25 protein-coding genes are annotated in these 24,016 nt (G+C 71.1%); 10 read left to right on the top strand and 15 right to left on the bottom strand.

The window, feature by feature from the left end; all coding sequences use genetic code 11:
- Positions 1-18 precede the first annotated feature (18 nt).
- Together WMF28_RS10950 and WMF28_RS10945 are read left to right on the top strand one after the other, a co-directional pair.
- A complete protein-coding gene (locus WMF28_RS10950) occupies positions 19-234 on the top strand; it encodes a hypothetical protein (RefSeq protein ID WP_437602121.1) in 216 nt (71 codons plus the stop codon).
- A gap of 670 nt (positions 235-904) precedes the next feature.
- Positions 905-1,423 carry a peptidylprolyl isomerase gene (locus WMF28_RS10945; RefSeq protein ID WP_437602120.1) on the top strand — a complete coding sequence of 173 codons (519 nt, stop codon included), beginning with the start codon at positions 905-907 and terminating at the stop codon, positions 1,421-1,423.
- 88 nt (positions 1,424-1,511) lie between these two features.
- Here the strand turns inward: WMF28_RS10945 and ureG are convergent, their stop codons facing one another.
- The 11 genes from ureG to WMF28_RS10890 all read right to left on the bottom strand — a co-directional run bounded on the left by ureG (position 1,512) and on the right by WMF28_RS10890 (position 11,110).
- The gene (gene ureG, locus WMF28_RS10940; protein ID WP_437602119.1) at positions 1,512-2,156 is read right to left on the bottom strand and encodes an urease accessory protein UreG; all 645 of its coding nucleotides are present in this window, start codon (positions 2,154-2,156) and stop codon (positions 1,512-1,514) included.
- Positions 2,153-2,833 (bottom strand): urease accessory protein UreF, encoded by a 681-nt coding sequence (locus WMF28_RS10935; RefSeq protein WP_437579655.1) that lies wholly within the window; start codon positions 2,831-2,833, stop codon positions 2,153-2,155. The genes ureG and WMF28_RS10935 overlap by 4 nt, the downstream gene beginning before the upstream one ends.
- Entirely contained in the window at positions 2,830-3,465 is a 636-nt protein-coding gene (locus WMF28_RS10930) for an urease accessory protein UreE (protein ID WP_437602118.1), read from the bottom strand. Before WMF28_RS10930 ends, WMF28_RS10935 begins: the two co-directional genes overlap by 4 nt.
- Position 3,466: 1 nt before the next feature.
- Positions 3,467-5,188 (bottom strand): urease subunit alpha, encoded by a 1,722-nt coding sequence (ureC, locus tag WMF28_RS10925; RefSeq protein WP_437602117.1) that lies wholly within the window; start codon positions 5,186-5,188, stop codon positions 3,467-3,469.
- Between the two features lie 12 nt (positions 5,189-5,200).
- Positions 5,201-5,512 carry an urease subunit beta gene (locus WMF28_RS10920; protein ID WP_437602116.1) on the bottom strand — a complete coding sequence of 104 codons (312 nt, stop codon included), beginning with the start codon at positions 5,510-5,512 and terminating at the stop codon, positions 5,201-5,203.
- 18 nt (positions 5,513-5,530) lie between these two features.
- Positions 5,531-5,872, bottom strand: coding sequence for an urease subunit gamma (locus tag WMF28_RS10915; protein WP_437579651.1), 342 nt, complete (start codon positions 5,870-5,872; stop codon positions 5,531-5,533).
- Positions 5,873-5,882: 10 nt separating this feature from the next.
- Positions 5,883-6,737, bottom strand: a complete 855-nt coding sequence (locus WMF28_RS10910; RefSeq protein ID WP_437602115.1) for an urease accessory protein UreD — start codon at positions 6,735-6,737, stop codon at positions 5,883-5,885.
- Positions 6,738-6,916: 179 nt separating this feature from the next.
- A complete protein-coding gene (locus tag WMF28_RS10905; protein ID WP_437602114.1) occupies positions 6,917-8,335 on the bottom strand; it encodes a glycoside hydrolase family 15 protein in 1,419 nt (472 codons plus the stop codon).
- A gap of 291 nt (positions 8,336-8,626) precedes the next feature.
- The gene (locus tag WMF28_RS10900) at positions 8,627-9,547 is read right to left on the bottom strand and encodes a Uma2 family endonuclease (RefSeq protein ID WP_437602113.1); all 921 of its coding nucleotides are present in this window, start codon (positions 9,545-9,547) and stop codon (positions 8,627-8,629) included.
- Between the two features lie 177 nt (positions 9,548-9,724).
- The gene (locus tag WMF28_RS10895) at positions 9,725-10,522 is read right to left on the bottom strand and encodes an N-formylglutamate amidohydrolase (RefSeq protein WP_437602112.1); all 798 of its coding nucleotides are present in this window, start codon (positions 10,520-10,522) and stop codon (positions 9,725-9,727) included.
- 51 nt (positions 10,523-10,573) lie between these two features.
- Positions 10,574-11,110 carry an RNA polymerase sigma factor gene (locus WMF28_RS10890; RefSeq protein WP_437602111.1) on the bottom strand — a complete coding sequence of 179 codons (537 nt, stop codon included), beginning with the start codon at positions 11,108-11,110 and terminating at the stop codon, positions 10,574-10,576.
- A 100-nt stretch (positions 11,111-11,210) separates the two neighbouring features.
- Between WMF28_RS10890 and WMF28_RS10885 the strand changes: the two genes are divergently transcribed.
- Positions 11,211-11,582: a thioredoxin family protein gene (locus tag WMF28_RS10885; protein ID WP_437602109.1), complete on the top strand. Its 372-nt coding sequence runs from the start codon at positions 11,211-11,213 to the stop codon at positions 11,580-11,582.
- A gap of 124 nt (positions 11,583-11,706) precedes the next feature.
- Here the strand turns inward: WMF28_RS10885 and WMF28_RS10880 are convergent, their stop codons facing one another.
- From WMF28_RS10880 to WMF28_RS10870, 3 genes are all read right to left on the bottom strand, one after another.
- Positions 11,707-12,072 (bottom strand): hypothetical protein, encoded by a 366-nt coding sequence (locus WMF28_RS10880; RefSeq protein ID WP_437602108.1) that lies wholly within the window; start codon positions 12,070-12,072, stop codon positions 11,707-11,709.
- A gap of 505 nt (positions 12,073-12,577) precedes the next feature.
- Positions 12,578-12,826 (bottom strand): hypothetical protein, encoded by a 249-nt coding sequence (locus WMF28_RS10875; RefSeq protein WP_437602106.1) that lies wholly within the window; start codon positions 12,824-12,826, stop codon positions 12,578-12,580.
- 455 nt (positions 12,827-13,281) lie between these two features.
- Entirely contained in the window at positions 13,282-14,844 is a 1,563-nt protein-coding gene (locus tag WMF28_RS10870) for a hypothetical protein (protein WP_437602105.1), read from the bottom strand.
- A 225-nt stretch (positions 14,845-15,069) separates the two neighbouring features.
- Between WMF28_RS10870 and rarD the strand changes: the two genes are divergently transcribed.
- The 3 genes from rarD to WMF28_RS10855 all read left to right on the top strand — a co-directional run bounded on the left by rarD (position 15,070) and on the right by WMF28_RS10855 (position 18,446).
- Positions 15,070-16,053, top strand: coding sequence for an EamA family transporter RarD (gene rarD, locus WMF28_RS10865; RefSeq protein WP_437602104.1), 984 nt, complete (start codon positions 15,070-15,072; stop codon positions 16,051-16,053).
- A 115-nt stretch (positions 16,054-16,168) separates the two neighbouring features.
- Positions 16,169-17,260: a TauD/TfdA family dioxygenase gene (locus WMF28_RS10860; RefSeq protein ID WP_437602103.1), complete on the top strand. Its 1,092-nt coding sequence runs from the start codon at positions 16,169-16,171 to the stop codon at positions 17,258-17,260.
- 118 nt (positions 17,261-17,378) lie between these two features.
- Complete coding sequence (locus WMF28_RS10855; protein WP_437602102.1) at positions 17,379-18,446, top strand: lysylphosphatidylglycerol synthase domain-containing protein; 1,068 nt, start codon at positions 17,379-17,381, stop codon at positions 18,444-18,446.
- Between the two features lie 13 nt (positions 18,447-18,459).
- Here the strand turns inward: WMF28_RS10855 and WMF28_RS10850 are convergent, their stop codons facing one another.
- The gene (locus tag WMF28_RS10850) at positions 18,460-19,278 is read right to left on the bottom strand and encodes a Uma2 family endonuclease (protein WP_437602101.1); all 819 of its coding nucleotides are present in this window, start codon (positions 19,276-19,278) and stop codon (positions 18,460-18,462) included.
- Between the two features lie 708 nt (positions 19,279-19,986).
- Here WMF28_RS10850 and pepN point away from each other — a divergent pair.
- From pepN to WMF28_RS10830, 4 genes are all read left to right on the top strand, one after another.
- Positions 19,987-22,569 carry an aminopeptidase N gene (gene pepN / locus WMF28_RS10845; RefSeq protein WP_437602100.1) on the top strand — a complete coding sequence of 861 codons (2,583 nt, stop codon included), beginning with the start codon at positions 19,987-19,989 and terminating at the stop codon, positions 22,567-22,569.
- A 178-nt stretch (positions 22,570-22,747) separates the two neighbouring features.
- The gene (locus WMF28_RS10840) at positions 22,748-22,984 is read left to right on the top strand and encodes an addiction module protein (protein WP_437602099.1); all 237 of its coding nucleotides are present in this window, start codon (positions 22,748-22,750) and stop codon (positions 22,982-22,984) included.
- Positions 22,936-23,289, top strand: a complete 354-nt coding sequence (locus tag WMF28_RS10835; protein ID WP_437602098.1) for a type II toxin-antitoxin system RelE/ParE family toxin — start codon at positions 22,936-22,938, stop codon at positions 23,287-23,289. Before WMF28_RS10840 ends, WMF28_RS10835 begins: the two co-directional genes overlap by 49 nt.
- A 3-nt stretch (positions 23,290-23,292) precedes the next feature.
- Positions 23,293-23,958: a class I SAM-dependent methyltransferase gene (locus WMF28_RS10830; protein WP_437602097.1), complete on the top strand. Its 666-nt coding sequence runs from the start codon at positions 23,293-23,295 to the stop codon at positions 23,956-23,958.
- The last annotated feature ends 58 nt before the right edge of the window (positions 23,959-24,016 follow it).

Genomic DNA, 24,016 nt, shown 5'->3' with positions numbered 1-24,016 from the left:
CATGCTACGAAGCTGGTCATGAGCGGCGAGCGCGAGCAAGAGGAAGCTGGGAGTTCGGCCTCTGGCCCGCCCGCGCGACGTCCAGAGAGGGTGGAGGCGAGCGACATCGAACGAGAGATCAGGGCACCGAGGCTGATCTACATCATCGGCTGGACCGTCGAGTTCGTGGTCTTTCTCTTCGTTCTATGGGGCATCGTTTGGGTCCTCCTGCGAACCTGCAACGTTGTTGACTAGAGTCCCGATCACGTTGATTTTTGGGGAATTGGTGGTCGCCGTTGGATCGGGGGGTCGCGTTTCAGGCAAACGCGACCACTACCCCCGGGCTCGCCCGCGACCACAACGGGTCCTGGTCCGCGAAGTTGTATCCTATGAAGATTGCTTACATTTTAAAGCAAACGTGAGCCAAATCACAATATAGACTCGGTTCACGCCGGATCGGCCAGCGGCTCCTCTTCCGGTTCCACCGGCGCCTCCAGCGGCGGCGCGGCGGGCGCAGAGGAGAGAGAAATGAACGTGCCATTCCCCTGCTTCTCCTCTGTGTCCTGAGGACTCCCCTCAATTTTTTCAGAAAATTCACAGGGAGGCGGGGAGGCGGGGAGTAAAATCTCAGAAAAACTCCCCGCCTCCCTGTTCAATTTCCCTCTGTGAACTGGCACAAAATAAGGGGATTCCCCAGCTCTGTGTCCTCTGTTGTTCATTCTCGGTCTTCAAGCGGATCGGTGCTCCAGGAGCCAATCGCCGCTCCCGGGTGAGCGCCGGCGCCGGCCGCGGGGCGCCGCGTGGGGTCACGGACCGAGCGGCGCGCGTTGCCCAGGGCGGAGGCGCGCGCTGCCCAGGGCGGAGGTGCGCGCGGCGCCTCGCCGGCTCTTGCCGCCCGACCGCGCCTTCTACTACCCTCTCGCCCATGGCCAACCCGACCGCGCTCCTCGAGACCTCCCTGGGCAACATCACGATCGAGCTCTACCTCGACAAGATGCCCATCACCGCCGGCAATTTCCTCAAGCTCGCGAAGAGTGGCTTTTACGACGGGCTGCACTTCCACCGCGTCATCAACGGCTTCATGCTCCAGTTCGGCTGTCCGCACAGCCGCGACCCGAAGAGCCCGCGGGCGGGCACGGGCGACGGGCCCGACGGATGCATCCAGGACGAGCACCCGGCCAACGCCAAGCTCTCGAACGAGCCCGGCACGCTCTCCATGGCCAACACGGGCAGCCCCAACAGCGGCTCGTGCCAGTTCTTCATCAACACCGTCCAGAACGCCTACCTCGACTGGTTCACGCCCGGCCCCTCGAAGCACCCCGTGTTCGGCCGCGTGATCGAGGGCATGGACGTCGTGCGCAAGATCGAGACGGCGCGCACCGACGGAGGCGATCGGCCCCAGACCCCGATCCGCATGAATCGCATCGTCGTGCAGGAAGCCTGATCCGCGCCGCCGCGCCGCCGCGCTGACGTGATGGCGGCGCGCGCCCTGCCCCATCCCCCAGGCATGACCTGGGTCCTCTGCTGGCCTCTCAGCCGCCTGCCGGGGCGCTCGTCCTGGCGTCGAGGCCGCCCTTCCTGACGATGAAGGCGGCGATCTCCTCGACTCCCTTGTTCTCCTTCAGGTTGGTGAAGAGGAACGGCCTCTCTCCCCGCATCTTGCGGGCGTCCCGGTCCATCACCTCCAGGCTCGCGCCGACCATGGGCGCGAGGTCGATCTTGTTGATGACGAGCAGGTCCGATCGGGTGATCCCGGGGCCGCCCTTGCGCGGGATCTTGTCGCCGGCCGACACGTCGATGACGTAGATGGTGAGGTCGGCGAGCTCCGGTGAGAAGGTCGCCGCCAGGTTGTCTCCGCCGGACTCGACGAACACGAGATCGAGCGGGGCCAGGCGCTGCGAGATCTCGCGGACGGCCGCCAGGTTGATGGAGGCGTCCTCGCGGATCGCCGTGTGGGGGCAGCCGCCGGTCTCGACGCCGACGATGCGATCGGGGCTGAGAGCGCCCGAGCGGGTCAGGAACTCCGCGTCTTCCTTCGTGTAGATGTCGTTTGTGACGACGGCGAGGCGCCACTCGTCGCGCATGCGCTTGCAGAGGCGATCGACGAGCGCCGTCTTGCCGGAGCCGACCGGGCCTCCGATACCGACACGGAGGGGACCGTGAGTGCTTGCTGTCATGATCGGAACAACCTCGTGTGCTGGGTTTCGTGTTGCATCGACGAGAGATCGACCCCCGGCGTCGCGGCGCCGATGCGGTCGAGCGGCGTGTCCCCGGCGCGCCGGGCAGCGCCGGCGATGACCGGCTCGAGCGCCGCCACGATGCGCTGACCGTCCGTCTGGCCGAGCGGGATCAGGCGCATGCCCGCCGAGACAAGGCCCGAGCCGAAGCCGTGCAGGTACGCAAGGAGCGCCGCCTCGAGCGGCACCCCGTGCGCGGCCGCGGCGAGCCCGACCGCGACCGGGAACGGCGCCTCACCGGCGTGGCGCTCGGCGAACGCGTCGAGGCGAGGGTGCGGCCAGGCGGCGCGGGTGATGGTGAGGAACGCGGCCCCCTGCTGGGCGCTCTCCAGGGCGAGCTCGCGGGTGCCCCGGAGCGCCGCCCCGAGCTCGGCCACCTCGTCGAGCTCCCGGTCGTGCTCGGCGCGGAAGGCGGCCGCGAGGAGCGCCGCGTCGACCCGGCCGGAGCCCTCGCCGAGGATCGTCGCGACCCAGGCCCGGAGCTGCTCCGCCGTGCCGACCAGCCCCGCCTCCACCGCCCACTCCAGCCCGTGGCTGTAGCTGAATCCGCCGACCGGATAGGCCGGCGACATCCAGCTCAACAGGCGGTAGAGCGCGCCATCGCCCACGGAGCTCACCCGTCTCGGTCCTCATGACCGTGCTCATGGTCGTGGGAATGCCCATGACCGTGCTCGTGGTCGTGGGAATGCCCATGACCGTGCTCATGGTCGTGGGAATGCCCATGACCGTGCTCATGGTCGTGGGAATGCCCATGACCATGCTCGTGGTCGTGGGAATGCCCATGCTCGTGGGAATGCCCATGCCCGTGCGGCGCCTGCCGGTCGTAGGCGCCGCGCTCCGGCGTGAAGGCCGCGCGGAGCGGCGTCGCCTCGGCGCCGAGCCCCCGGACCATGTCGACGATGACATGATCGTGGCGGATGAGGATCCGCGCGCCGTCGAAGGCCGCCGGGATATGACGGTTGCCGATGTGCCAGGCGATGCGGGCCAGGTCCGGCGCCTCGCGGCACGTGACCGCGACGAGCTCCTCGTCCGCCGCGCGCACCCGGATCCAGGCGCCGTCGTCGAGGCGAAGGCCGTCCCCGTCGCCGAGCACGGTCGCCTCCGGTAGGTCGAGCAGAAATTCCCATCCTTCGTCGGTCGCGAGCCGGATCCGCCGGCGGTGCCGGTCGTCGTAGGCGAGCGTCACGCACGCCTCGGCGGCGGCTTCAGGCGTGCTCCCGTGGGGGATGACCTCGATGGCGCGTCGCATGTCAGAACAGGAAGTAGCGCTGGGCCATGGGGAGCACCTCCGCCGGCTCGCAGGTGAGCAGCTCGCCGTCGGCCCTCACCGTGTAATGCTCCGGATCGACCTCGATGCGCGGCGTGGCGCTGTTGTGGATCATGCTCGCCTTCGAGATCCCCGACCGGGTGTTCTCCACCGCGAGCAGCGGGCGCGACAGCCCGGCGCTCGCCGCGAGCCCGCGCGAGAGCGACGCCTGGCTCACGAAGAGCACCGAGCTCTCGATCGCGTTCCGGCCATAGGCCCCGAACATCGGCCGGTAGTGCACGGGCTGCGGCGTCGGGATGGCGGCGTTGGGATCGCCCATCGCCGCCGTGACGATCGAGCCGCCCTTGAGCACCATGTCCGGCTTGACCCCGAAGAAGGCCGGCGACCAGACCACGAGATCGGCGAGCTTGCCGACCTCGACCGAGCCGATATGCCGGCTGACCCCCTGGGCGATGGCCGGGTTGATCGTGTACTTGGCGACATAGCGCTTGGCGCGGAAGTTGTCATTGTCCTGCTTCTCCTCCGGCAGCTTGCCGCGCTGGCGCTTCATCTTGTCGGCGGTCTGCCAGGTCCGCAGGACGACCTCGCCGACGCGCCCCATCGCCTGGCTGTCGCTCGCCATGATCGAGATGGCCCCGAGGTCGTGCAGGATGTCCTCGGCGGCGATCGTCTCCTTCCGGATACGGCTCTCGGCGAACTTCACGTCCTCCGGGATCTCCTTCTTGAGGTGATGGCAGACCATGAGCATGTCGAGGTGCTCGACGACCGTGTTCCGGGTATACGGCCGGGTCGGGTTCGTGGACGCAGGGAGCACGTTGGGCACCCCGACCAGCGCGATGACGTCGGGCGCATGGCCGCCTCCGGCCCCCTCGGTGTGAAACGAGTGGATCGTCCGCCCCTTGAAGGCCCGGATCGTATCCTGCACGAAGCCGCCCTCGTTCAGCGTGTCGGAGTGGATCGCCACCTGGACATCGTAGTCGTCGGCGACGGCGAGGCAGTTGTCGATCGCCGCCGGCGTGGTGCCCCAGTCTTCATGGAGCTTCAGCCCGCAGGCGCCAGCAGCGATCTGCTCGATGAGGCCGGCGGGCCGGCTCGTGTTCCCTTTACCGAACAGGCCGATGTTGACCGGCAGCGCCTCGGCGGCCTGGAGCATGCGCCGGAGGTGGAAGGGGCCGGGCGTGCAGGTCGTCGCGGTCGTGCCCGCCGCCGGCCCGGTGCCTCCGCCGATCAGCGTCGTCAGGCCCGAGCAGAGCGCCTCCTCGACGAGCTGAGGGCAGATGAAATGGATGTGCGTGTCGATGCCGCCGGCGGTCACGATCTTCCCGGCGCCCGCGATGATCTCGGTGCCGGGGCCGATGACGAGGGTCACGCCGTCCTGCACGTCGGGGTTGCCGGCCTTGCCGATGGCGGCGATCCGGCCGTCCTTGAGGCCGATGTCCGCCTTGACGATGCCCCAGTGGTCGAGGATGAGCGCGCCCACGATCACCGTGTCGACGGCGCCCTCGGCCTGCGTCCGCTGGGACTGGCCCATGCCGTCGCGGATGACCTTGCCGCCGCCGAAGGTGACCTCCTCGCCATAGCCGTGGAGCGCGGTGAGGTCCTGCTCGACCTCGATGAAGAGATCTGTGTCGGCGAGCCGCACCTTCTGGCCCACCGTCGGGCCGTACAGGCTCGCGTAGCTGGAATGAGAGATCGGATGAGCCATCGCCTGAGCCTCCTAGAGCGAGCCGTTGACCTTCCCCTGGAAACCCACGACGACGCGGTCGCCGCCGTAGGGCACCAGGGACACTTCCTCTTTCTGGCCCGGCTCGAAGCGCTTCGCGGTGCCGGCCGGGATGTCGAGCCGCATGCCGCGGGTCTTCTGGCGGTCGAAGACGAGCGCCTCGTTCGTCTCGTAGAAATGGTAATGGCTGCCGACCTGGATCGGCCGATCGCCTGTGTTCTCGACGCTGAGCGTGACGACGGGCCGGCCCAGGTTGACCTGGATGTCCAGCTGCGCCGCCGGGCTGATGATCTCTCCGGGAATCATGACACCTCCTCCTCGCCGCTACGGCTTGCCCTGGGGCTCCGACTGGATCCCGAGCCGCGGGCCGATCGGGTGGTGGACCGTGACGAGCTTCGTGCCGTCGGGGAACGTGGCCTCGACCTGGACATCGTGGATCATCTCGGCGACGCCCTCCATCACCTGATCCAGGAAGATCACGCGCGCGCCCCGGCACATCAGATCTTCCACCGAATGGCCGTCGCGGGCGCCCTCCAGCACGAAGTCGGAGATGAGCGCGATCGCCTCGGGGTAGTTGAGCTTGACGCCGCGCTCCAGCCGCCGGCGCGCGACCATCGCGGCCATGGAGATCAGCAGTTTGTCCTTCTCTCGGGGGGTGAGATTCATCGACTCCTCCTCAGATCGACCAGAAGCGCGGCATGCGCGCCGGATGGCCCGAGCGCGCCGCCCTGAGCCACGAGACGAGATCGGTGAGATCGCGCCGCACGTGCGCCGGCTCCTCGCCGAGCGCCCGGGCCACGAGCACCCCGCCGACGAGCGTGGCGCCCGCGCGGGACGACCCGCGCGAGAGCCGCGCGCGGGCCTCGTCGACCCACGCCGCCGCGTCGTCGGCGACGAGCAGCGCGAGCCCCGCCGCCGTGGCGCCCCCGAAGCCCGCGGGGGCCGCGATCTGCGCGGCGATGTCGCCGGAGAGGGAGAGCGCGTCCGCCCAGAGGAGCCGCCCTCCGCGCCGGACGCGCCAGACGTCGTGCAGCGCGCCGGCCGTGAAGCGCTCGCCCCGGGCCAGCCGGCCGAAGACCAGGAGATCGAGCGCCAGCAGGCTCCCGCCGGGCGCGACGTCGAGCTCGACGCGCCGCTCGAGGCGGGCGCTGTCGAACAGGATCGTCTCCCGGGGCAGCCACTCGAGCGTGGCGCCCTCGCCGACGCGGAGATCGAGCGAGAGGCAGCTGGGGGCGCCGAGCGAAGGATAGACCTTCTCGGCGGCCTGGCTCGTCACGGTGGCCGTGGCGCCGCGGCGCGCCTCGACGGAGACCTGGAGGACATCGCCTCCGGCCATCCCGCCGGAGGTCGTGATGAACACCCCGAGCAGCGGCTCGTCCGGCTCTTGCCGCGGGAAGAGCATGCGGCACGGCGCGCGGTGCGCGAGGTGCACGGGCCTCGTGCGATCGTGCCGCTCGAAGCGGACCTCGAGGAACCCGTTGTCCCGCTGCAGCCCCAGGCGGTGCTCGGGGTGGTCCTTCGGGTCAGCCAATGAGAGCCCCTGTCGATCGTGCAAAGTGCCCCGCCTCGCCGCTGTTCGCTGCTCGTCGATCCGTCCTCGGGCTTGTACTCCGGCGCACGCAGCGCTGTCCATAGGACTTTGCCCCACGCCGGCCGCCTCCCTCGGCGAGCGGACGGGCCATGCGCACGGGAGGGGAGCGTCGAGCGCGCTCAAGAGAAGAGCAAGAGGTGCCTCCTCATCTCCGTCGCGAGCAAGAAAGCGGCGTAGTTCATGCTCAGGTGGGCCGCCCCTTGCTGGAAGCCGGTGAATCGGTTCATCTGCTCTGACAGGGACCCGTCCGGGTTCATGTGGTAGCGGACTCGCTCCAGGAACGCGTCCCCTTCGCGCCGAAGCGCGTCCACGGTTCGGTCGAAGCGAGGATCGCCGGCGAGGAGCTCTTCCCCGGGGTCGAATCGCACGCCCTCCACGGGCAGCGCCTGAAAGAACGGCAGGTTCGTGGGCGTGAGGACGATCCTCGTCGACCGCCGATACTGCATGGCCAGCTTGTAGTGATACATCGCGAAGCCGATCGTGAGGCTCGGCCACGGGTTGCCGATCGAGTCCGTCCGGTAGCCATCGTAGCGGTCCTCCGGGTAGCGGCCGATGGCGATGCCCGCGATCCGGCGCGACGGATCGTTGATCGGGTAGAGGCACTGGAACGTCCTCTTCTGCGCCACGGCGGTCGCGAGCACCTGCTCGTGATCGACCGGGTAGAGATCCTCGCCGTAGAGCTCGTAGTCGTGGATCGAGTACCCGCCCAGCGTCGCGATGATGACCGAGCTGTCCAGGCCGCTCCGCGGGGGATCGGTCCCCTGATCGCGGATGGAGACGAGGAACTGGCGCTCGGGCTCCCAGTGCCGGCGCAGCTCGCCGTCCAGGTGTCTCGACTGCTCCACGTAAAAGCGCGCGGCCCCGTCGTCCCCGAGCCTCGTCGCGAGCGCGGCTCCCTCGATGAGCGCCTTCCGCTGCAGGAGCCGCGTGAAGAAGTGATGACCCAGCACCTCCTCCCAGAGGTCGTAACACGTCGCGCGCCAGCGGTGCGCTGTGTACTCCAGATCCGCCTTGATCACCGATCCGGTGGGCAGCCTCCCATCGTAGAGCCTCTCCTGCACCAGCTCCCGCCGGCCTTCGTCCAGGAGGAGGAAGGCCCAATGGGTGAGCTCGATGGCGCGAATGGCGGGCCCGTCGTCTTGCGGCCGTCCCCACGGGCCCGTATAGGGCATTCCATTCACGAAGAACTTCGGCTCGCCGAGCCCGATGCCGGCCTGAACGGCCGTCTGCTGGGTGTGCCGGGAAAAGTCCACGAACTCCATCATCCGATCGAAGTACCGTCGCCGCGCCTCGGGCTCTCGCGCCAACCGGTAGAGCTGCTGGATGGCTTTGATGACAATTCCGGCGTCGCGGACCCAGTGATAGTAGTAATCAGGGCTCGATCTGGAAGGGGACGCGATGATGGCCCCCGGGAGGGCGTCTGGAGGCGAGACGTTCCTCAGGAGATAGATCTCGGCGCGCTCGCTCTCCTGAAGAATCCACTCTTCAAGGCTGTCTTCTGGCATGAAGGCGTGTCGCGGACGTTCCGTGTCGTCCATGACGGGATTGTTCGGGTGCGGCATATCGGTCTTCTGTTCCGCAGCTCGAATCGTAGCATCGACGCTCGGCATCGACGTCAACCATCACGAGCCGAGCACCGTCACTCCCCCGCGGGCGCCTGCGCGTCGCGCCCGCCGTCGCGCTCTTGGCCGGGACGACGGACGGCCTCTACCGGCTCGACGGCGAGCGGTGGGCGCGGGTGGACCTGCATTCTCGGGTACGCGCAGCTCCTCCAGCGCTACGCGCGTCTCGCCGCGGGGCTTCGCTCGTCGGCGAGGAGCTCTTCCTCGCTAGTCGGCGAGGATCTGTTCGAGGGCGTCGGCGCTCATCGCCCGCAGCAGCCAGCGCTGCAGCGTCGCCGGGTCCTGACAGGCCAGCAGGCGCGCGCGCGCCTCGTCCGGGCACGGGATCCGGCGCATGGCGAGCGCGGCCAGGAGGGCCTCTCGCAGGCCTGCCATGGCCTGCTCGGCCTGGGCCTGCGCCTGCTCGGCCTGGGCCTGCGCCTGCTCGGCCCTCGACTCCAGGCTCTCCATCATCCCCTTCAGGCGGCCGATCAGGTCCGCGGAGCCGAACAGCTCGGCCATGCCCTGGAAGAACTGGAGCCGATCGCCGGCGACCGCCAGGTCGAGGCCCAGCACCGCCGAAGCGTGACGCCCCATCTGCGGCACGATGCGCTGGTAGCGCGTGGCATCCGGCCCGGGGAGCCGATAGCCGTGGACCTGTTGCCGGAGCCGGTCGTAGACGAAGTACTCGGGGATGCCCAGGCGCGCGTAGCGCTCGACGTTGGCGACGAGATCCTTGTTCCGGTCGCCCTGGTGCAGGACCTCCAGCACCAGGCTCAGCCCCCTGCCCTCGTCGGCCACCACCCACGCCATCCGCGGATCGTCCTCGGGCTGCTGAACGTCCAGCACCGCGAGGATATCCGGAACGAACACCTCTTCACCCGCGTACAGGACCGCCAGCTCCTCCGCCAGGTAGATGACGCGTCCGGTGGAGCCGAAGTGCAGGGTGAGCATGTCGATCGCCCGCCCCTTGGCCTTGTGGTGGGGCCGCCCTTCGGCCATGGCGCTCTTCGGGTCGGACAGGGCGTCGACGATGCTCACCAGCAGGCGCTCGCGCTCCGCCGGGGTCATCGCACGCCACTCCTCCTCCGTCGGAGCGATCAGCGGGGGCCCGGGCGACCGCGGCGTTCCGGAGGCGGGTAGGACCATGCCGAGAACCTAGCACCGAACGCCGCCGCGGCAGTCGCGCCTCGCCGGGAGGGGCGCTTCCGCCACGCTGGCCTGAACGAGGCCGGGCTCATCGAGCCGGAGGAGCAGCTCCGGGAACTCGCTCGGGCCGACGCGCTCGGCCACGCCGGCGAGGGGCGGCGCCGCGCGCGCCGGGCGTCACGCGCTGCCGGCCGCGGGGAAGAGGTCCGCCTCGATCTCCCGGTAGATCGCGGCCAGGCGCTGCGCCCAGGCCTCCACGCCCTCGTCGCTGAGCAGGCCGTCCTGGCGGATCTCGAGGAGCACGCACGGCAGGCCGCGGCCCTCGCCGTGCACGGGGATCCCGTAATCGCCGCCATCGGTCACGTAGTAGGGCTCGTTGTCGCCGACGCAGAGCCCCGGCTCGCGGCGCAACGCCTCGAGGAACAGCGCGGCGAGCCGCCGATCGCGGCCGTAAAGGATGGCCGCGTGCCAGGGTCGGTCCTCGCCGGGCATCGACGGCGTGAAGCTGTGGAGGCTGAGGATCGCCGTGCTCTCGCGGCGGTCCCGCCGCTCGTCGAGGAGCGCGGTGATCGCGTTGTGGTAGGGCCAGAAGCAGGCGTCGGCGCGCGCCATGGCCTCCGCGGCGTCGATGACGTTGCCGGGGATGGGCACGCCGCAGCTGATCTCGGGGATGGAGGTCGGCGAGCCCAGCAGCCGGTTGCAGTCGATGACCAGGCGGGAGTAGCCGGAGAGCACGAGCGGCGCGTCGAGGAGCGCGGACAGGCGGCGCGAGAGGCGCGCCGCGCCGATGTCCCAGCCGGTGTGCTGGCAGAGCGCTTCCTCGTGCATGCCCAGCTCGCGGAGGCTCCGCGGGACCGCGTTGGAGGCGTGGTCGCAGAGCAGGACCGCGCTGGATCGACCCTGGGGATTCACCACCTCGAACGCAGGCGGCTCGTCGGGTGCAAGGATGCGCAAGGCAGGCGGAGGGGTGCTCATGGCGTCTTACCCGAGACATAGCAGACCCGAGCGCGCCCGCGCCGCGCGCGATCAGGACGGCGTCGTCATGCAGGCGCGCAGCGCGACCTTGGCGCGGTGCAGGAGGACCGCGACGTGGCCGGCCGAGATGCCGAGCGCGCGCGCCACGTCCTCCCCCGCTCGCTCCTCGAGCATGCGCAGCGTCACGACCGCCTTCTGGATCTCGCAGAGCTCCTCGACGCACGCGCGCAGGCGGACGTGCTCCTCCGCGCGCGCGATCGCCTCGTCGGTCGCCGGGACCTCCCCCGCGGCCTCCGGGTGCGCGTCGACGTCCTCGTGCGGCCGGGCGCGGAAGTGACGGCGGCGCCGGTTGCGCGCGGCGTTCCGCACCATCCCGGCGAGCACGCCCCCCCACGCGCCGGCGTCGTCCGGGAGCGCGCCCTCTTGCGCGAGGGTGAGCAGCGTGCAGAGGCCCTCCTGCACGCAGTCGACAGCGTCCTCGGGCGTCACCCCCTCCGCGCGCGCCAGCGCCGCGAGCGCCGAACGCTCCGAGCGCACAAGGTGCGACACGTGCCCCAGGATGTCGTCCGCGTCCTTGATGGCTTCCATGGTCTACGGAGGTCAGGTCTCGAGCCGCGCCCACATTACACCGGCGAGCGCTGTAATGGTTGCGGGTCTCGAGACCTGAGGAGGCATGGAGGCTCGCGCAATGTCCATGAATCCCGTCCACGAGATCAACGAGCTCGACTTCGATGCCGAGGTGCTGGAGGCCGGGGTGCCCGTCCTCGTCGATTTCACGGCGCAGTGGTGCCCGCCGTGCCGCGCGCTCGCGCCGATCTTGCACCGGCTGGCGGAGGAGGGCGCAGGTCGCCTGAAGGTGGTGGCGGTCGACGGCGATCGGAGCCCGGCGCTCGCCCGCCGCTTCGGCATCCGCGGGCTCCCGACGGTCGTCGCGTTCGCCGGAGGCAAGGAGGTGGCGCGCCACGTGGGGCTGACCACGAGGGAGAAGCTCCTGAAGCTTGTCGAGGGGCGGGAGCTCTCCGCGGGGGCGCGGAGGGACCGAGCGCCGTCGCCGCCGTGATGGCGTCTCGTCGGCGCTCCTTGGCGTGGTGAGGCCGCGGCGGCCTGGCGTGGTGGGGCGCGGCGGCGAGCGCGCGTTCGGGCTCGCTCGGGGGGTCGGGCGGGCGGCCAGGCCCGCCCGCAAGCTACCGGCGTTGTCGGTCGCCCGGTCGTTGCCTGTCTCGCTGCCCTTCGGTGTCGCGCCGCCCCTCGGCGGCGGGGAAGCTGACCCGGCGCGTCGTCGTCTCGGCCCCGGAGACCTCGAACGGACCCAGCGGCAGCGGTTCGCTGACCGGGCTGCCGTTCTCGTCGATGAGCGTGATCGCTCCGACGTAGTTATCGGCGGAGACATGGATGCTCGCGTCGAACCGCTCGCACGGGACCACCTGCCTGGTGACGTGGTTGTGCTTCGTGTCGATGAGCATCAGCTCGGCCGCCTTCGCGCCGTACGCCTTGCACTGAGAGGCGTCGGTCCTGTCCTCGATAGCCCACTGGACGGCGACGAATCCCATCTTTTCAGGCTGTGTCTCTCCCGGCCCTGTTTCTCCCGGCTCTGTCTCGTCGGTCGTGTTGTGCATGCACGCGACCATCGTCGCTGCGCATAGCCCTGCCACAGAGTAGATACTTCGCATTCCTACCTCGTTGTGCTCGGCGCAGATCCCGGCGCCGCGCTCCGCGCCCAGCAACGCGGGTGCCACGCGGATCTCGCGGCGCGGCGGCGAGTGCGGCCGCTCGTCGGGAGGATGGGAAGCGCGGTGTTGCCCGCGATCGGGCGGCCCTGCGCGCGCGGGTCCTGCCCCCGGCGGGCCAGCGAACCCGGGATCCAGCGACGCGCACGCGCTGCGCGGTGGCGGGCGCGAGCACGGTGGGCCTCCGGCGAGCGCACGAGCGGGCATACAGGACGGTCGTTGGAGGCCAGTGCCGCGCCGTCCAACTTCGCCTGGACCCCGGCCACGGCGCGCCTCCCGGACTACGGGGTCAGCGGAACTCGTCGATTTTCATGTTGTACCGCCTGAGTCACCGGTGCACCTGGGCGCGATCTCTTCCGAGCTCCCGCGCCACCGCGGCGACGTTTCCCCACTGCTGCACCAGGAGCTCCCGCGGCACCTTCTCGTCCGGGGAGGTCCGCGGCGGCAGCGCCCACTTCGGTGCGTACGCCCCCTCGCCGGCCCAAAGCGCCGCATCGTCCTCCGGGATCGGCGTGGCGCGGGCGTCGTCCGCAGGCGAGAGCGGGGACGCAGAGCTCCGGGCTCCGTAGGTCCTCATCCGGTCCCGGATCTCGCCGCTGAGATCTAGAGATCGCGCATGACGACCGTGAAGGATGCACCGAAGCCATCGGCATGGATATGAGCCTGCCTCGTCCATGGATGTTTTCCGCTGACCGTCGCCTTGAGCACATACGTTCCTTTGTCGACCGGCATTCAATGCTTCAGGCCCCAGCTCCTCTCCATCGCGCGTGATCTTCAGCCCTGGCAACGCTGCTATGGGCTCGGGCACGACAATTCTGAGCGTCGCGACCTTAGAGAGCTCCTGAGACAGGGAATGACGTTCAGTCGATGGAGGGACTGGCGGCGAGCTCACAGGAGGAGTTGCCGCAGGGTTCTCCTGCTTCACAGAGGTCATCGCGCGCGCCTCATGGTTCTCATCCTCCGATGTTGGTCATCGAACAACCTGCAGCTCGAATGTTCAGGACTCTCCTTGGCGAGCTAATCAGCGGCAGATCACGCCGCCATCATGCGCGCGAGCGCGATCTGAACATCGATGTTGTCGACCTCGCGAAGCGCGTCGCACCGTCCCGGGTGGAGCTCGAGGGGCCTGCATGCTCCCAGGAGCGCGATGTGAATCCCCCACGTCACCTGCGGCGGCTCGGCGAGCAGGGGGAGCAGCGCCTCGATCTCGGCGCGAGCGCCGAGCTTGGCGAGCGCATCGATGGCACCGGCCCGGACCGGCTCGCGCCCATCGCTGCGGGCGAGCGTGAGGAGCCGGGGGATCGAATCCTCCTTCCGCGCATGGGCGACGTACGTGTTCAGGGTCTCGAGGGCGTGCGTGCCCGTCGTCCCGAGCTCGCCGAGGTGCTCCCAGACGGGAGCTGCCAGAGCCCGGTTCGCCGAGAGCTGGCCGAGCCAGTACATCGCGCTCTTCTTAACGTAAAAGGCAGCGTCGCGGGTGAGCCCGAGGAGGGCCTCGTGCTCGCCCCACGCGGCGAGGAGCGCCGCGGACCGCTCGCGGATCCAGGGATCGGGGTGTCCCACCAGGAACGCCGTCAAGACGCCGCGGTCCGCAGCATATCGCTCCGCTCGGAAGCGGTCCGAGAATCGACTCTTCCTGTCCGCCCAGCAGCCGTCGAGATCGGCATAGAGCGCAACGAGCTCGGCCGTCTCCAGATCTCCGTCCGACCCGCGGTCACCACCGAGCGGGTAGATCCGCGCGTGCGCAGCGGGGTCGTCGGCCCAGGGTACGGCATCGTCCTCCGGGATGCCGAGGAGATGCCGGACCGGATCCATCCATGCGAGGAGAAGGCGCCGCTCGGCCGGGTCGGCGCGGTCGAGCGCCCACCGAAACCTGCCCTCGCGGATCTCGAAGGCACAGCGACCTGCCGCGGCGCGGATCCTCTCGTCAGGGTGCCCGCAGAGCGCGGTGACCGCGCGGAGGCAGCGCTGGCTCGGATAGTAACGGAGCGTGTCCAGCGCAGCGAGGGCGACGTCGACCGCTGGATCCGCCGCGGCGCGGAGGAGCGGCGCCTCGGCCGCGACGGGCTCGTCCCACAGCAGCGCGTCGGCGGCGACCTTGCGGACGTCCGCGTCGGGGTGCACGAGGGCGGCGATTTTCAGCGCCTGGAAGCGCGGCTCCGAGAAGTCGAACGCGAGGGCCTCGATTGCCTCCTTGTGAAGCGGGTGCGCGGGGTCCCGGGCAACCGGCTCGACGATGTCCGCCTCGGCGCGTCCCATGAGAAGCATCGCGTGTCGGCGGAGCAAGGCGTCGCCCCCCGCCCAGATGGCCCTGAGCCCGGCGCCGCCCGGAGGATTCCCGGAGCTCCTCAGGATCGCGCCCGCGGCCTCGCGCGCCACCCCGGGGAGCTCACGCGCCTCCACGAGGAACGTCAGCCGCGCCTCGGCGCGAGGGTCCTGGACGCGCTCCAGGGTCGTCGCGATCTCGTCCCGCTCGGCCGCAGGAAGCTCGGGCAGCACCAGCCAGCCGAGGAGCCGCTCGATCCACGAGCGATCCTCGGCGCTCTGGATGTCCTCATGAGGGATGGATACGAGGGTGTCGCGACGGTCGTTCACGGCTACGCTCGCGATCCTATCAGGCCGCGAGGCGGTCACCCACCGGCGGAAAGCCTGCGGTGGTATCGAGCGGGAAGACGACAAGTCGAGGGGCCGCTCATCCCGCAGAAGACGCTTGAAATCCGCGAGCAATTTGGACATGTTCGCCGTCGGCAGGACGCGAGCGGCGCCGCGTGACGGCTGCGCCGGGCCGCGGGCGTCGCACCTCGGAGAGCACGACCGTTCATGCGCACGTCCGAGAACGCTCCGGAGAGCCGCCCAGAAGCGGCGTGGGGCGTCGTCTACGGCGTCGCGGCTTACAGCGCGTGGGGCATCGTTCCCGTCTTCTGGAAGCAGCTCCGTCATGTTGGCGCGTTCGAGCTCCTGGCCCACCGCACCGTGTGGAGCCTGCTCTCGTTCGCCGCGCTCACGCTGGCCACGGGGCAGCTCGGCGCGCTCGGCGCGGCGCTGCGCGACCGGCGCGTCGTCATCTCCATGGCGGCGACCGGGGCGCTCGTCTCGGCGAACTGGGTCCTCTTCATCTACGCCGTCGCGGTGGGGCGCCTGCTCGACGCCAGCCTCGGCTACTTCATCAACCCGCTGCTCAGCGTGCTCCTCGGCATGCTCTTCCTGCGCGAGCGGCCGCGGCCCGCCCAGTGGCTCGCGCTCGGCTTCGCCGCCTCGGGCGTCGTGTACCTCGCCGCGCGCGCCGGCGCGGTCCCCTGGATCGCGCTGGCGCTGGCCGGGACGTTCGGCGTTTACGGCCTGCTGCGGAAGGTCGCCGCCGTCAACTCGCTCCCTGGCTCCACCCTGGAGACCTTGTTCGTCGCCCCGCTCGGCGCAGCCTACCTGGCCACCCTCCACATCGACGGCTCGGGCGCCATGGGCCAGACCGATCTGCGGACGCACGTCCTCCTCGCCGCGACCGGCGTCATCACCGCGCTGCCGCTCGTCTGGTTCACGAACGCGGCGCGCCGCCTGTCGCTGACCACCCTCGGCTTCCTCCAGTACCTCGCGCCGAGCGGTCAGTTCCTGCTGGCCGTGCTGGTCTATGGCGAGCCGTTCACGGCCACCCAGGCCGTGAGCTTCGCCTGCATCTGGGCCGGGCTCGCTGTGTTCAGCGCCGACGCCGCGCTGCGCGCGCGCCGCGCGTTGAACGACGAGCGCATGCTGAGCGCTCGGCAGACGAGACAAGAGGAATTCGAACTGTCAAGACGCCCGCGCCGCTGAGAGAGAGGAGAGATGGTGCCCTGGCGTGACTGGCGTCCTCGACTCGTTTCAGCTCGAATCTCTCCCCCGGCGTCCTTGACGCCTCGACGCTTCGACTCCTTCTCTAGGCCAGACGATGAGCTCTGAAGAGACCCTACCGAGCACCGACCTCTCGCAGATCCCGGCGCAGATCGCCGGCCCCTCGGCCTGGTACGGCCCTGCGATGGCGCAGAGCGACGGCTGGATCGAGCACCTCACGCCGGCGGAGCTCGAGGAGGTCGAGGCCGCCGTCCGGCGCTTCGCCGAGACGGGCGAAGACCCGGCGCGGATGCGCAGCGAGGCCTTCCCGCTGCCGTCGCTCGCCGCGCGCCTCCGCCGCGTGCTCGCGGAGGTGCTCGACGGCCGCGGCTTCGCCCTCCTCCGCGGGCTGCGCGGCGCCTGGCTCGACCGCGGCGACCCCCGCGCGGCCGCGATCGCGTTCCTCGGCATCGGCAGCCACCTCGGGAGCGCGCGCTCGCAGAACGCGCGAGGGCACGTGCTCGGCCACGTGAAGGACCTCGGCCTGTCGAGCCAGGACCCGAGCGTGCGCATCTACCAGACGCACGAGCGGCAGACCTTCCACACCGACTCGTGCGACGTCGTGGCGCTGCTCTGCCTCCGGACCGCCAGGGCGGGCGGGCTCTCGGCGCTGGTCAGCTCGGTCACGCTGTACAACGAGCTGCGGCGGGCGCGCCCGGACCTGGCCGAGGCGCTGTTCGCGCCGCTCGAGACCGATCGCCGGGGCGAGGTGCCGGCGGGCGAGCGGCCCTATTTTCGCATCCCGGTGCTGAGCTGGCACACCCAGCTCCTGTCCGCCGTCTACCAGCGGCAGTACATCGAGTCGGCGCGCCGCTTTCCCGACGTCCCGCCGCTCACGGCGCGGCAGATCGAGGCGCTCGACCTGTTCGATGCCCTCGCCAACGACCCGGCGCTCCACATGACCATGGAGCTCCGCCCGGGCGACATCCAGCTCGTGCACAACCACACGCTGCTCCACGATCGCACGGCGTTCGAGGACTGGCCCGAGCCGGATCGCCGGCGGCACCTGCTCCGCCTCTGGCTCGCTCCGCCCGGCGCGCGGCCGCTGCCGCCGGTGTTCCGCGAGCGCTTCGGCTCGCTCACCCCCGGCGACCGCGGGGGCATCGTCGTGCCGGGCACGCGCCTCCACGCCCCGCTCGCTCCCGCGTGAGCGGTCGCGCCCGGGGAGCGCCCCGGGCGCCTGCGCTCTCCGCGGGGCGCCTCGCCGCCGCGTGCGCACGCCGCGCCCACATGGCGCCGGCATGCGCCTCGCAGCGCACCTCCTTCCCATGGCTCCCTTGCCTCCGGCCCGAGCGGCCGAGGAATGCCCCGACAGCGACCCCGGGCCCATGCCCGGCGGCGGGGCGCGCGTCCCTGCCGCGCCGCCCGCCGCCCTGAACACGTCCGCCGCCCCCGGCGCGCGGCGCAGGGCGCTGCTCCACGCGGCGCTCGGCGCCTTTGGCCTCGCCGCCCTCGTCGCGCTCATCCGGCACGTCGGCGCGGCGGAGATGCTCGCCGCGGTGACCCGCGCCGCGCCGTTCTTGCCTTTCCTGATCGCGCTGGAGGCGGCGCGCGTCGGCTGCGAGACGATCGCCACCGCCGTGCTCTGCGCGCCGCAGCGCATCCCGGCTGCGGAGCTCCTTCGCATCCACGTCGTCAGCTACCCCGTCATGGCGCTGATGCCGGCCGGCCGCGCCGCGGGCGAGGCGGTCAAGGCCGCGCTGCTCTCGCCCCACGTCGGCGCCCCGCGCGCGGCCGCGATCGCCACCGCGAACCAGTCGCTCGCGCTCCTGGCCGCGGCCCCGCTGTCGCTCCTCGCGGCCGCGGCGCTCTTCCGCATCGGCGGCGGCGCCTCCCCGTTCGCCCTAGGCGTGCTCGCGCACGCCGCCCTCCTTGTCGCGAGCGGCCTCGGCGTCGCCTTCGCGGCGCGGCAGCGCGCCGCCTCGGCGTGGATCACCCGGCGGTTCGCCCGCGCCGGCCAGCTCACCGCCGCCTTCCAGGAGGCCGTCCGCGAGCGCCCGCCCGTCCCGGGCTGGCCGTTCGTCGCCTGCGTCGCGGGCCGCGCGCTCCAGGTGGCGCAGTATGGTGTCCTCCTCGCCGCCGTCAGCGCCGAGAGCGACCTCCTCCGCGCGCTCGCCGCGTACGGCGTGGGCGCGGCCGGCACGGCGGCCGGCGACCTCATCCCGGGCCAGATCGGCGCCACCGACGGCGCCTTCACGCTCGCCGCCTCGCTGCTCGGCCTCACCGCGAGCTCCGCCATCGCGGTCTCGCTGCTCCTGCACCTCCTCCAGGCGGCCTTCGCGCTCGCGGGGATCGCCGCCACGCTCGCGTGGCGCCGCAGCCCTCCCGCGCGCTGAGCCGCCGGCGCGCTCAGCCGCGCTCGCGCCTGAGGCCCTCCAGCTCGGCCAGGGCCTCGGCCAGCCTTCGCTCGGTCTCGTCGGCGCGCTGTCGCTCTTCATCCAAGCGCTGCTCGGCGTCCTCGATGCGCTGCTCGGCGTCCTCGATGCGCGCCGCGAGGTCGTCCACCATCGCGCCGAGCCTGGCGAGCACCTCGCGCGGCTCCGGCAGCCGGGCCAGCGCATGGTAGAAGCACAGCCGGTCCCCCTCCAGGCCCAGGTCCAGGTCGAGCACGGCGCTCGTGAGCCGGCCCTCGTGCGGGGCGATCGGCTGGTAGCGCGCGCTTCCCGCGGCGAGCCGGAAGCCGCGCAACCGGCGGCGCCGGCGGTCGAAGACGAAGTACTCGGGGATCCCGAGCGACGCGTGGCGGGCGGCGCTGTCCTCGAGCTTCTTCTTGCTCCTCTCGTTCCAGAGGATGTCCAGCGCCAGATGGACCCCCTTGCCCTCCGCGCTCACGGACCAGCAGGCCCGCTCCTTCATCTCCACGTCGAGCACTGCGATGAGATCCGGCGCCACCATGCGCCCTGCCGCGTCGTAGACCGGCAGCTCGCACGCGAGGTACACGCGCCTGCCGATGCTCTGGAAGTACCCGCCCAGCGTGTCCCGGGCCGCCACCTTCGGGTTGAAGTGGAAGTCGCCCTCGGGAGGGCTCGCCTCCGAGACCTCGAACTCCGACGGGAGCGTGTCGAGGACGCGCTGCCGCTCCTCCGGCGTCATCCGGTCCCAGAGCTCCTGCGGGGGGGCCCGAGGATCGTCGGGGTCGATCACCCAGGACGTCGGCGCGCGCTGCATGGTCCGAGCTTCGCGAGCCCGCGCGGGCGCGACCACGGCACACGCCCGGCCTCGGCCCCTCAACAAGGGCGCTCCAGGCCACGCCGAGCCGCGCTGCGCTCCCCCGCTCGCGCTGCTTGCGCCCGGGAGGGATCCCGCGCCCCCGCGCGCGCTCGCCTCTGCGGTCCGGAGGGGTCCGAGACCCCCGCAAGCGCTCTGCATTGCGGTCCGGAGGGGTCCGGACCCCCCGTCTGGCACAACGAAGACGGTGTGCACGGGGTTGTTGGCACAGAATTTCGCCAAATAGCTCGCTTTTTGGCACAATCTTGCCCTGAAAATCGCTCGACCGAGCGTTCTCGAGGGGTCCGGACCCCGGTGTGTCGCAATGCATTGCGTTTGAGCCAGTGCCGGACCCCCCTCCCCTGGCACAGAGCCGCGCCCTTCTGGCACAAAATCAGGCCGCGCGGCTCCCTCCGGAGGCTCCCCGCAGTCTCGGGCGCCCCCGGCGGCATGGGGGAGGCCGACGCCCCGGGTTCGCTCCGCGCCCCCATCGAGCCTGCGGCCGCCGGCCGCGCGGGACGGCTCCCTCGGCCGGCCGTCCGCTCCCTCGTCCCTCGGCCGGCCGCCTGGCAGGCGCCTCCGTCCTGCGCCTCGAGGCGGTGCGGCGATCCCGACCTTGCGCGGATGCGCTGGCCACCCTCCGGCGGTTCGTCCTAGGGTGTGCACGTCATGACGGAAAAGACCGGCGGCCCCGGACGGGACGTGCTCACCCAGAAGGAGGCCGAGGAGCGCGCCGCGCGCATCGGCAACGCGCGCTACGAGCTCTCCCTCGACCTGTCGCGCGGCGAGGGCGGCTACCGCGGCGAGGCGCTCGCTTACTTCGACGTCCGCGGCAGCGGCGACACCTTCATCGACTTCCGCGGCCGGCGCATCGAGCGGCTCGAGATCAACGGCGTCGAGGTCGAGCCCGAGTGGTCCGACTGCCGCATCCGCCTCCCGGGGAAGCTGCTCGATCCGGAGACGCGCGTGCGCGTCGTCTACGAGAACGACTACGACCATACAGGCGACGGCTTCCACCATTTCCGCGACCCCGAGGACGGCGAGGACTACCTCTACTCGGACCTCGAGCCGTTCAGCGCGCACCGCCTGTTCCCCTGCTTCGACCAGCCGGACATCAAGGCGAGCTACAGGCTCTCCGTGACCGCGCCCGAGGACTGGGAGATCATCGGCAACGCCCGCGTCCGCCGCACCATCGGCGCGGGCCTGGGGCGCTCGACGCGGGTGTTCGAGGAGACGACCCGGTTCAGCACCTACATCTTCGCGCTGATCGCCGGCCCCTACAGCGGCGTCCGCGACGAGCACCGCGGCATCCCGCTCGGGCTCTACTGCCGCAGATCGCTCGAGAAGCACCTCGACCCCGACGAGCTCTTCACGATCACGAAGCAGGGCTTCGACTTCTACCCCGAGTTCTTCGACTACCCGTACCCCTTCACAAAGTACGATCAGGTCTTCGTCCCCGAGTTCAACGCCGGCGCCATGGAGAACGTCGGCGCCGTGACCCACAGCGAGCGGATGATCTTCCGGGACCCGCCGACCGAGCACCAGCGCCTCACGCGCGCCGAGGTGTTCCTCCACGAGATGGCCCACATGTGGTTCGGCAACCTCGTGACCATGCGGTGGTGGAACGATCTCTGGCTGAACGAGAGCTTCGCCACGTACATGGCCTTCCTCGCCATGGAGCAGGCGACCCGGTTCGAGCCGGCCGTGTGGAAGGCGTTCAACGTCATGAAGAGCTGGGCCTACCGGCAGGACCAGCTCGTGACGACGCACCCCATCGCCGGGGAGCTCGCGGACACGGAGCACACGTTCCTGAACTTCGACGGCATCACGTACGGCAAGGGGGCGGCCGCGATGAAGCAGCTCGTCGCGGCGATCGGCCTGCCGGCCTTCCGCGACGGGATGCGCCGCTACTTCAAGCGCTACCAGTACGGCAACGCGACCCTGCGCGAGTTCCTGTCCGCGCTGGAGGAGGGCTCGGGCCGCGACCTCGGCGCCTGGTCGCGCGTCTGGCTGGAGCAGGCGTCGCTCAACACGCTCACGGCCGAGTGGGAGCCCGACGGCGACCGCATCGGCCGGCTCCGCGTCGTGCAGACGGCCCCCGTGGACTACCCGACCCTCCGGCCGCACCGCATCGACGTGGCGCTCGCGCGCGAGGAGGGCGGCGCGCTCGTCGTCGACTCGGTGCCCGCCGAGATCGACGGCGCCACGACCGAGGTCGCCGCGGCGCGGGGGCAGCGGGCGCCGCTCCTCGTGTTCCCGAACCACAACGACCTCACGTTCGCGAAGATCGCGCTCGATCCGGGCTCGCTCGCGTTCGTGCGCGAGCACATCGGCCGCGTGGAGGACGCGCTCCTGCGGCAGCTGCTCTGGTCGTCGCTCTGGAGCATGGTGCGCGACAAGAAGCTCGCCTCCCCCGCGTACCTCGCGCTGGTGAGGGACAAGCTGCCGTCCGAGCCGGACCTCTCGCTCGTCGAGCCGGTGCTCACGAACGCGGTGACGGCGCTCGCGCGCTACGTGCCCGACCCGATGCGCGAGGCCGAGGCGAGCGCGTTCACGGGCCTCGCCCTCTCGGCGCTCCGGGCGGCGCCCCGCGGCGACGCGCAGATCGTGTGGGCGCGGGCGCTCCTCCACGCGGCCTACTCGGCGTCGGACCTCGTCGTGGCCGCGCGCCTCGTGGACGGCGAGATCGAGGTGGAGGGGCTCGAGATCGACCAGGAGATGCGCTGGACGGTCGCCGTGAAGTGGATCGCGCGCGGCATGGCGGGCGCGGACGAGCGGCTCGCCAAGGAGCGCGAGCGCGACCCGTCCGATCGCGGCCAGCGCGCCGCGCTGCGCGCCGAGACGGCGCGCCCGGATCCGGCGGCGAAGGCCGCGGCGTGGGAGCGCTTCCACGGGGAGGGGTACGGCTCGCTGCACCTCACGAGCGCGGCCATGTCGGGGTTCAACTGGTCGTTCCAGCGCGCGCTGCTCGAGCCGTACGTGGAGGGGTTCTTCGAGCGGGTGCAGCACGTCTTCGAGACGCGGACGCACGAGCTCGCATCCGCGTATTTCACCCACCTGTTCCCCTCGTACCGCGTCGATCGGGACCTCCTCGCGGCGGCCGAGGCGCGGCTCACGGCGCTCCAGGCGGCCCCGGGCGGCGCGCCGCCGGCCAGGCAGCGGCTGCCGATGCTGGTCCGGATGCTGCGCGAGTCGAGCGACGACCTCGCGCGGGCGATCGGGTGCCGGGAGCTCGCGGCGGCGAGCGGGTAGGCCGAGCCGGCCCTTGCGACTCCGCGCAGAGGAGCGACCGGCGCGCGCATGGGCGTCGCGAGCGAGCTCTGCGACCCGGGAGCCGGGGCGGTTGAACCGACCGCTCCCGCGGCTGAACCAGCCCGGCCCGGCGCGACGGGTCGATCCGGCGCGCGAGCCGAGGTACGCTAGACACACGATGGCCCATCCCACCGAGGACATCCTCGCTGCCGCCCTGGCCCTTCCTGAAGGAGAACGCCTCAAGATCGCGTCCGAGCTGCTCGCCAGCGTCGGGGAGCCGCACGATGATGCCTGGGACGCCGCCTGGCTCGAGGAGCTCGAGCGCAGAGAGCAGGCGGTGCGCGATGGGGGGAGCGAGGGGACCCCGTGGTCCGAGGTTCGGGCGCGGGTCCTCGCGCGACTGGGCGCTGGTTGACCCGACCGATCCTCGTTCGCGTCGACGCTCAGACGGAGCTGGACGAAGCTGTAGACTGGTACGAGCGGCGCCGTCCTCGGCTCGGCCTCGAGTTCGTGAGCGCCATCGAGGGGGCGCTCGACGCGATCGCCGATGCGCCCGATGCATGGCCCCTATGGCAGGATGGCTATCCCTATCGAAAGTATGCCCTGCGCCGTTTCCCTTTCGTCGCGTTCTTCACGGCAGAAGGCTCCGCGATCCAGATCGTCGCGTTCGCTCACGCGAGGCGGCGGCCGGGGTACTGGATGCGACGCCCCGGCCAGTGAGCGGTGGCGCTCGAGGCGACGATGATCGTGCAGCTCGGCAAGGCGTCTCTCCCGTGGACGCGCGCGGACCTCGAGGCGAAGCTCGCTGGCCACGCGCGGGTCCTCATCGACGTCGGCACCGGCGACGGCCGCTTCGTGTACCGCTCGGCCGGCGCCCACCCCGACACGCTCTGCATCGGCGTGGACCCCGCGGGCGAGCGGATGCGCGAGGTGTCGTGGCGCGCCGGCCGCAAGGCAGCCCGGGGCGGCCGGCCGAACGCGCTCTTCGTCGTCGCGTCGGTGCAGGCGTTGCCGGAGGAGCTCACCGGGCTCGCCCACACCCTCACGCTGAACTTCCCCTGGGCCTCGCTGCTCTCGGCCCTCGTGCTCCCGGAGGCGCCGGTGCTCGAGGCGCTGCGCCGGCTCGTCCGGCCGGGCGGGGAGCTCATCGCGCTGCTCAACCAGAGCGTCTTCGACGACCGGCCCTACGCGGCGCGGCTCGGCCTCCCCGAGCTCTCGGACGCGTGGATCGATGACGCGCTGCGCCCCGCCTACCGCGCCGCCGGGTTCGAGATCCGGGCGAGCGAGATCGTGGACGGGGAGGTGCCGCACCAGACGAGCTGGGGACAGCACCTCACGCTCGCGTCGGGCCGGAGGACGCGGCGGCTGACGGCCGAGGCGATCGGCTGAGGGGGCGACGGGACCGACCGAGCTCGAGGACCGCGAGCCCATCAGCGCCCTGCGGAGC

This window comes from Sorangium sp. So ce590 (assembly GCF_051521365.1).
In the GTDB taxonomy this organism is placed as follows: domain Bacteria; phylum Myxococcota_A; class Polyangia; order Polyangiales; family Polyangiaceae; genus Sorangium.
Note: the sequence above shows the minus strand (reverse complement) of the source record. Positions and strands in the feature narration are given on the sequence as shown.

What these genes read in the sequence shown, in the direction of transcription:
- ureC (WP_437602117.1), bottom strand. Translation starts at nt 5,188, where the DNA reads ATGGCTCATCCGATCTCTCATTCCAGCTACGCGAGCCTGTACGGCCCG.
- WMF28_RS10855 (WP_437602102.1), top strand. Translation starts at nt 17,379, where the DNA reads ATGGCTCCCTTGCCTCCGGCCCGAGCGGCCGAGGAATGCCCCGACAGC.
- WMF28_RS10905 (WP_437602114.1), bottom strand. Translation starts at nt 8,335, where the DNA reads ATGGACGACACGGAACGTCCGCGACACGCCTTCATGCCAGAAGACAGC.
- rarD (WP_437602104.1), top strand. Translation starts at nt 15,070, where the DNA reads ATGCGCACGTCCGAGAACGCTCCGGAGAGCCGCCCAGAAGCGGCGTGG.
- WMF28_RS10880 (WP_437602108.1), bottom strand. Translation starts at nt 12,072, where the DNA reads ATGGGATTCGTCGCCGTCCAGTGGGCTATCGAGGACAGGACCGACGCC.
- WMF28_RS10950 (WP_437602121.1), top strand. Translation starts at nt 19, where the DNA reads ATGAGCGGCGAGCGCGAGCAAGAGGAAGCTGGGAGTTCGGCCTCTGGC.
- WMF28_RS10915 (WP_437579651.1), bottom strand. Translation starts at nt 5,872, where the DNA reads ATGAATCTCACCCCCCGAGAGAAGGACAAACTGCTGATCTCCATGGCC.
- WMF28_RS10930 (WP_437602118.1), bottom strand. Translation starts at nt 3,465, where the DNA reads ATGCGACGCGCCATCGAGGTCATCCCCCACGGGAGCACGCCTGAAGCC.
- WMF28_RS10860 (WP_437602103.1), top strand. Translation starts at nt 16,169, where the DNA reads ATGAGCTCTGAAGAGACCCTACCGAGCACCGACCTCTCGCAGATCCCG.
- ureG (WP_437602119.1), bottom strand. Translation starts at nt 2,156, where the DNA reads ATGACAGCAAGCACTCACGGTCCCCTCCGTGTCGGTATCGGAGGCCCG.
- WMF28_RS10850 (WP_437602101.1), bottom strand. Translation starts at nt 19,278, where the DNA reads ATGCAGCGCGCGCCGACGTCCTGGGTGATCGACCCCGACGATCCTCGG.
- pepN (WP_437602100.1), top strand. Translation starts at nt 19,987, where the DNA reads ATGACGGAAAAGACCGGCGGCCCCGGACGGGACGTGCTCACCCAGAAG.
- WMF28_RS10840 (WP_437602099.1), top strand. Translation starts at nt 22,748, where the DNA reads ATGGCCCATCCCACCGAGGACATCCTCGCTGCCGCCCTGGCCCTTCCT.
- WMF28_RS10890 (WP_437602111.1), bottom strand. Translation starts at nt 11,110, where the DNA reads ATGGAAGCCATCAAGGACGCGGACGACATCCTGGGGCACGTGTCGCAC.
- WMF28_RS10920 (WP_437602116.1), bottom strand. Translation starts at nt 5,512, where the DNA reads ATGATTCCCGGAGAGATCATCAGCCCGGCGGCGCAGCTGGACATCCAG.
- WMF28_RS10885 (WP_437602109.1), top strand. Translation starts at nt 11,211, where the DNA reads ATGTCCATGAATCCCGTCCACGAGATCAACGAGCTCGACTTCGATGCC.
- WMF28_RS10900 (WP_437602113.1), bottom strand. Translation starts at nt 9,547, where the DNA reads ATGGTCCTACCCGCCTCCGGAACGCCGCGGTCGCCCGGGCCCCCGCTG.
- WMF28_RS10945 (WP_437602120.1), top strand. Translation starts at nt 905, where the DNA reads ATGGCCAACCCGACCGCGCTCCTCGAGACCTCCCTGGGCAACATCACG.
- WMF28_RS10895 (WP_437602112.1), bottom strand. Translation starts at nt 10,522, where the DNA reads ATGAGCACCCCTCCGCCTGCCTTGCGCATCCTTGCACCCGACGAGCCG.
- WMF28_RS10875 (WP_437602106.1), bottom strand. Translation starts at nt 12,826, where the DNA reads ATGAGGACCTACGGAGCCCGGAGCTCTGCGTCCCCGCTCTCGCCTGCG.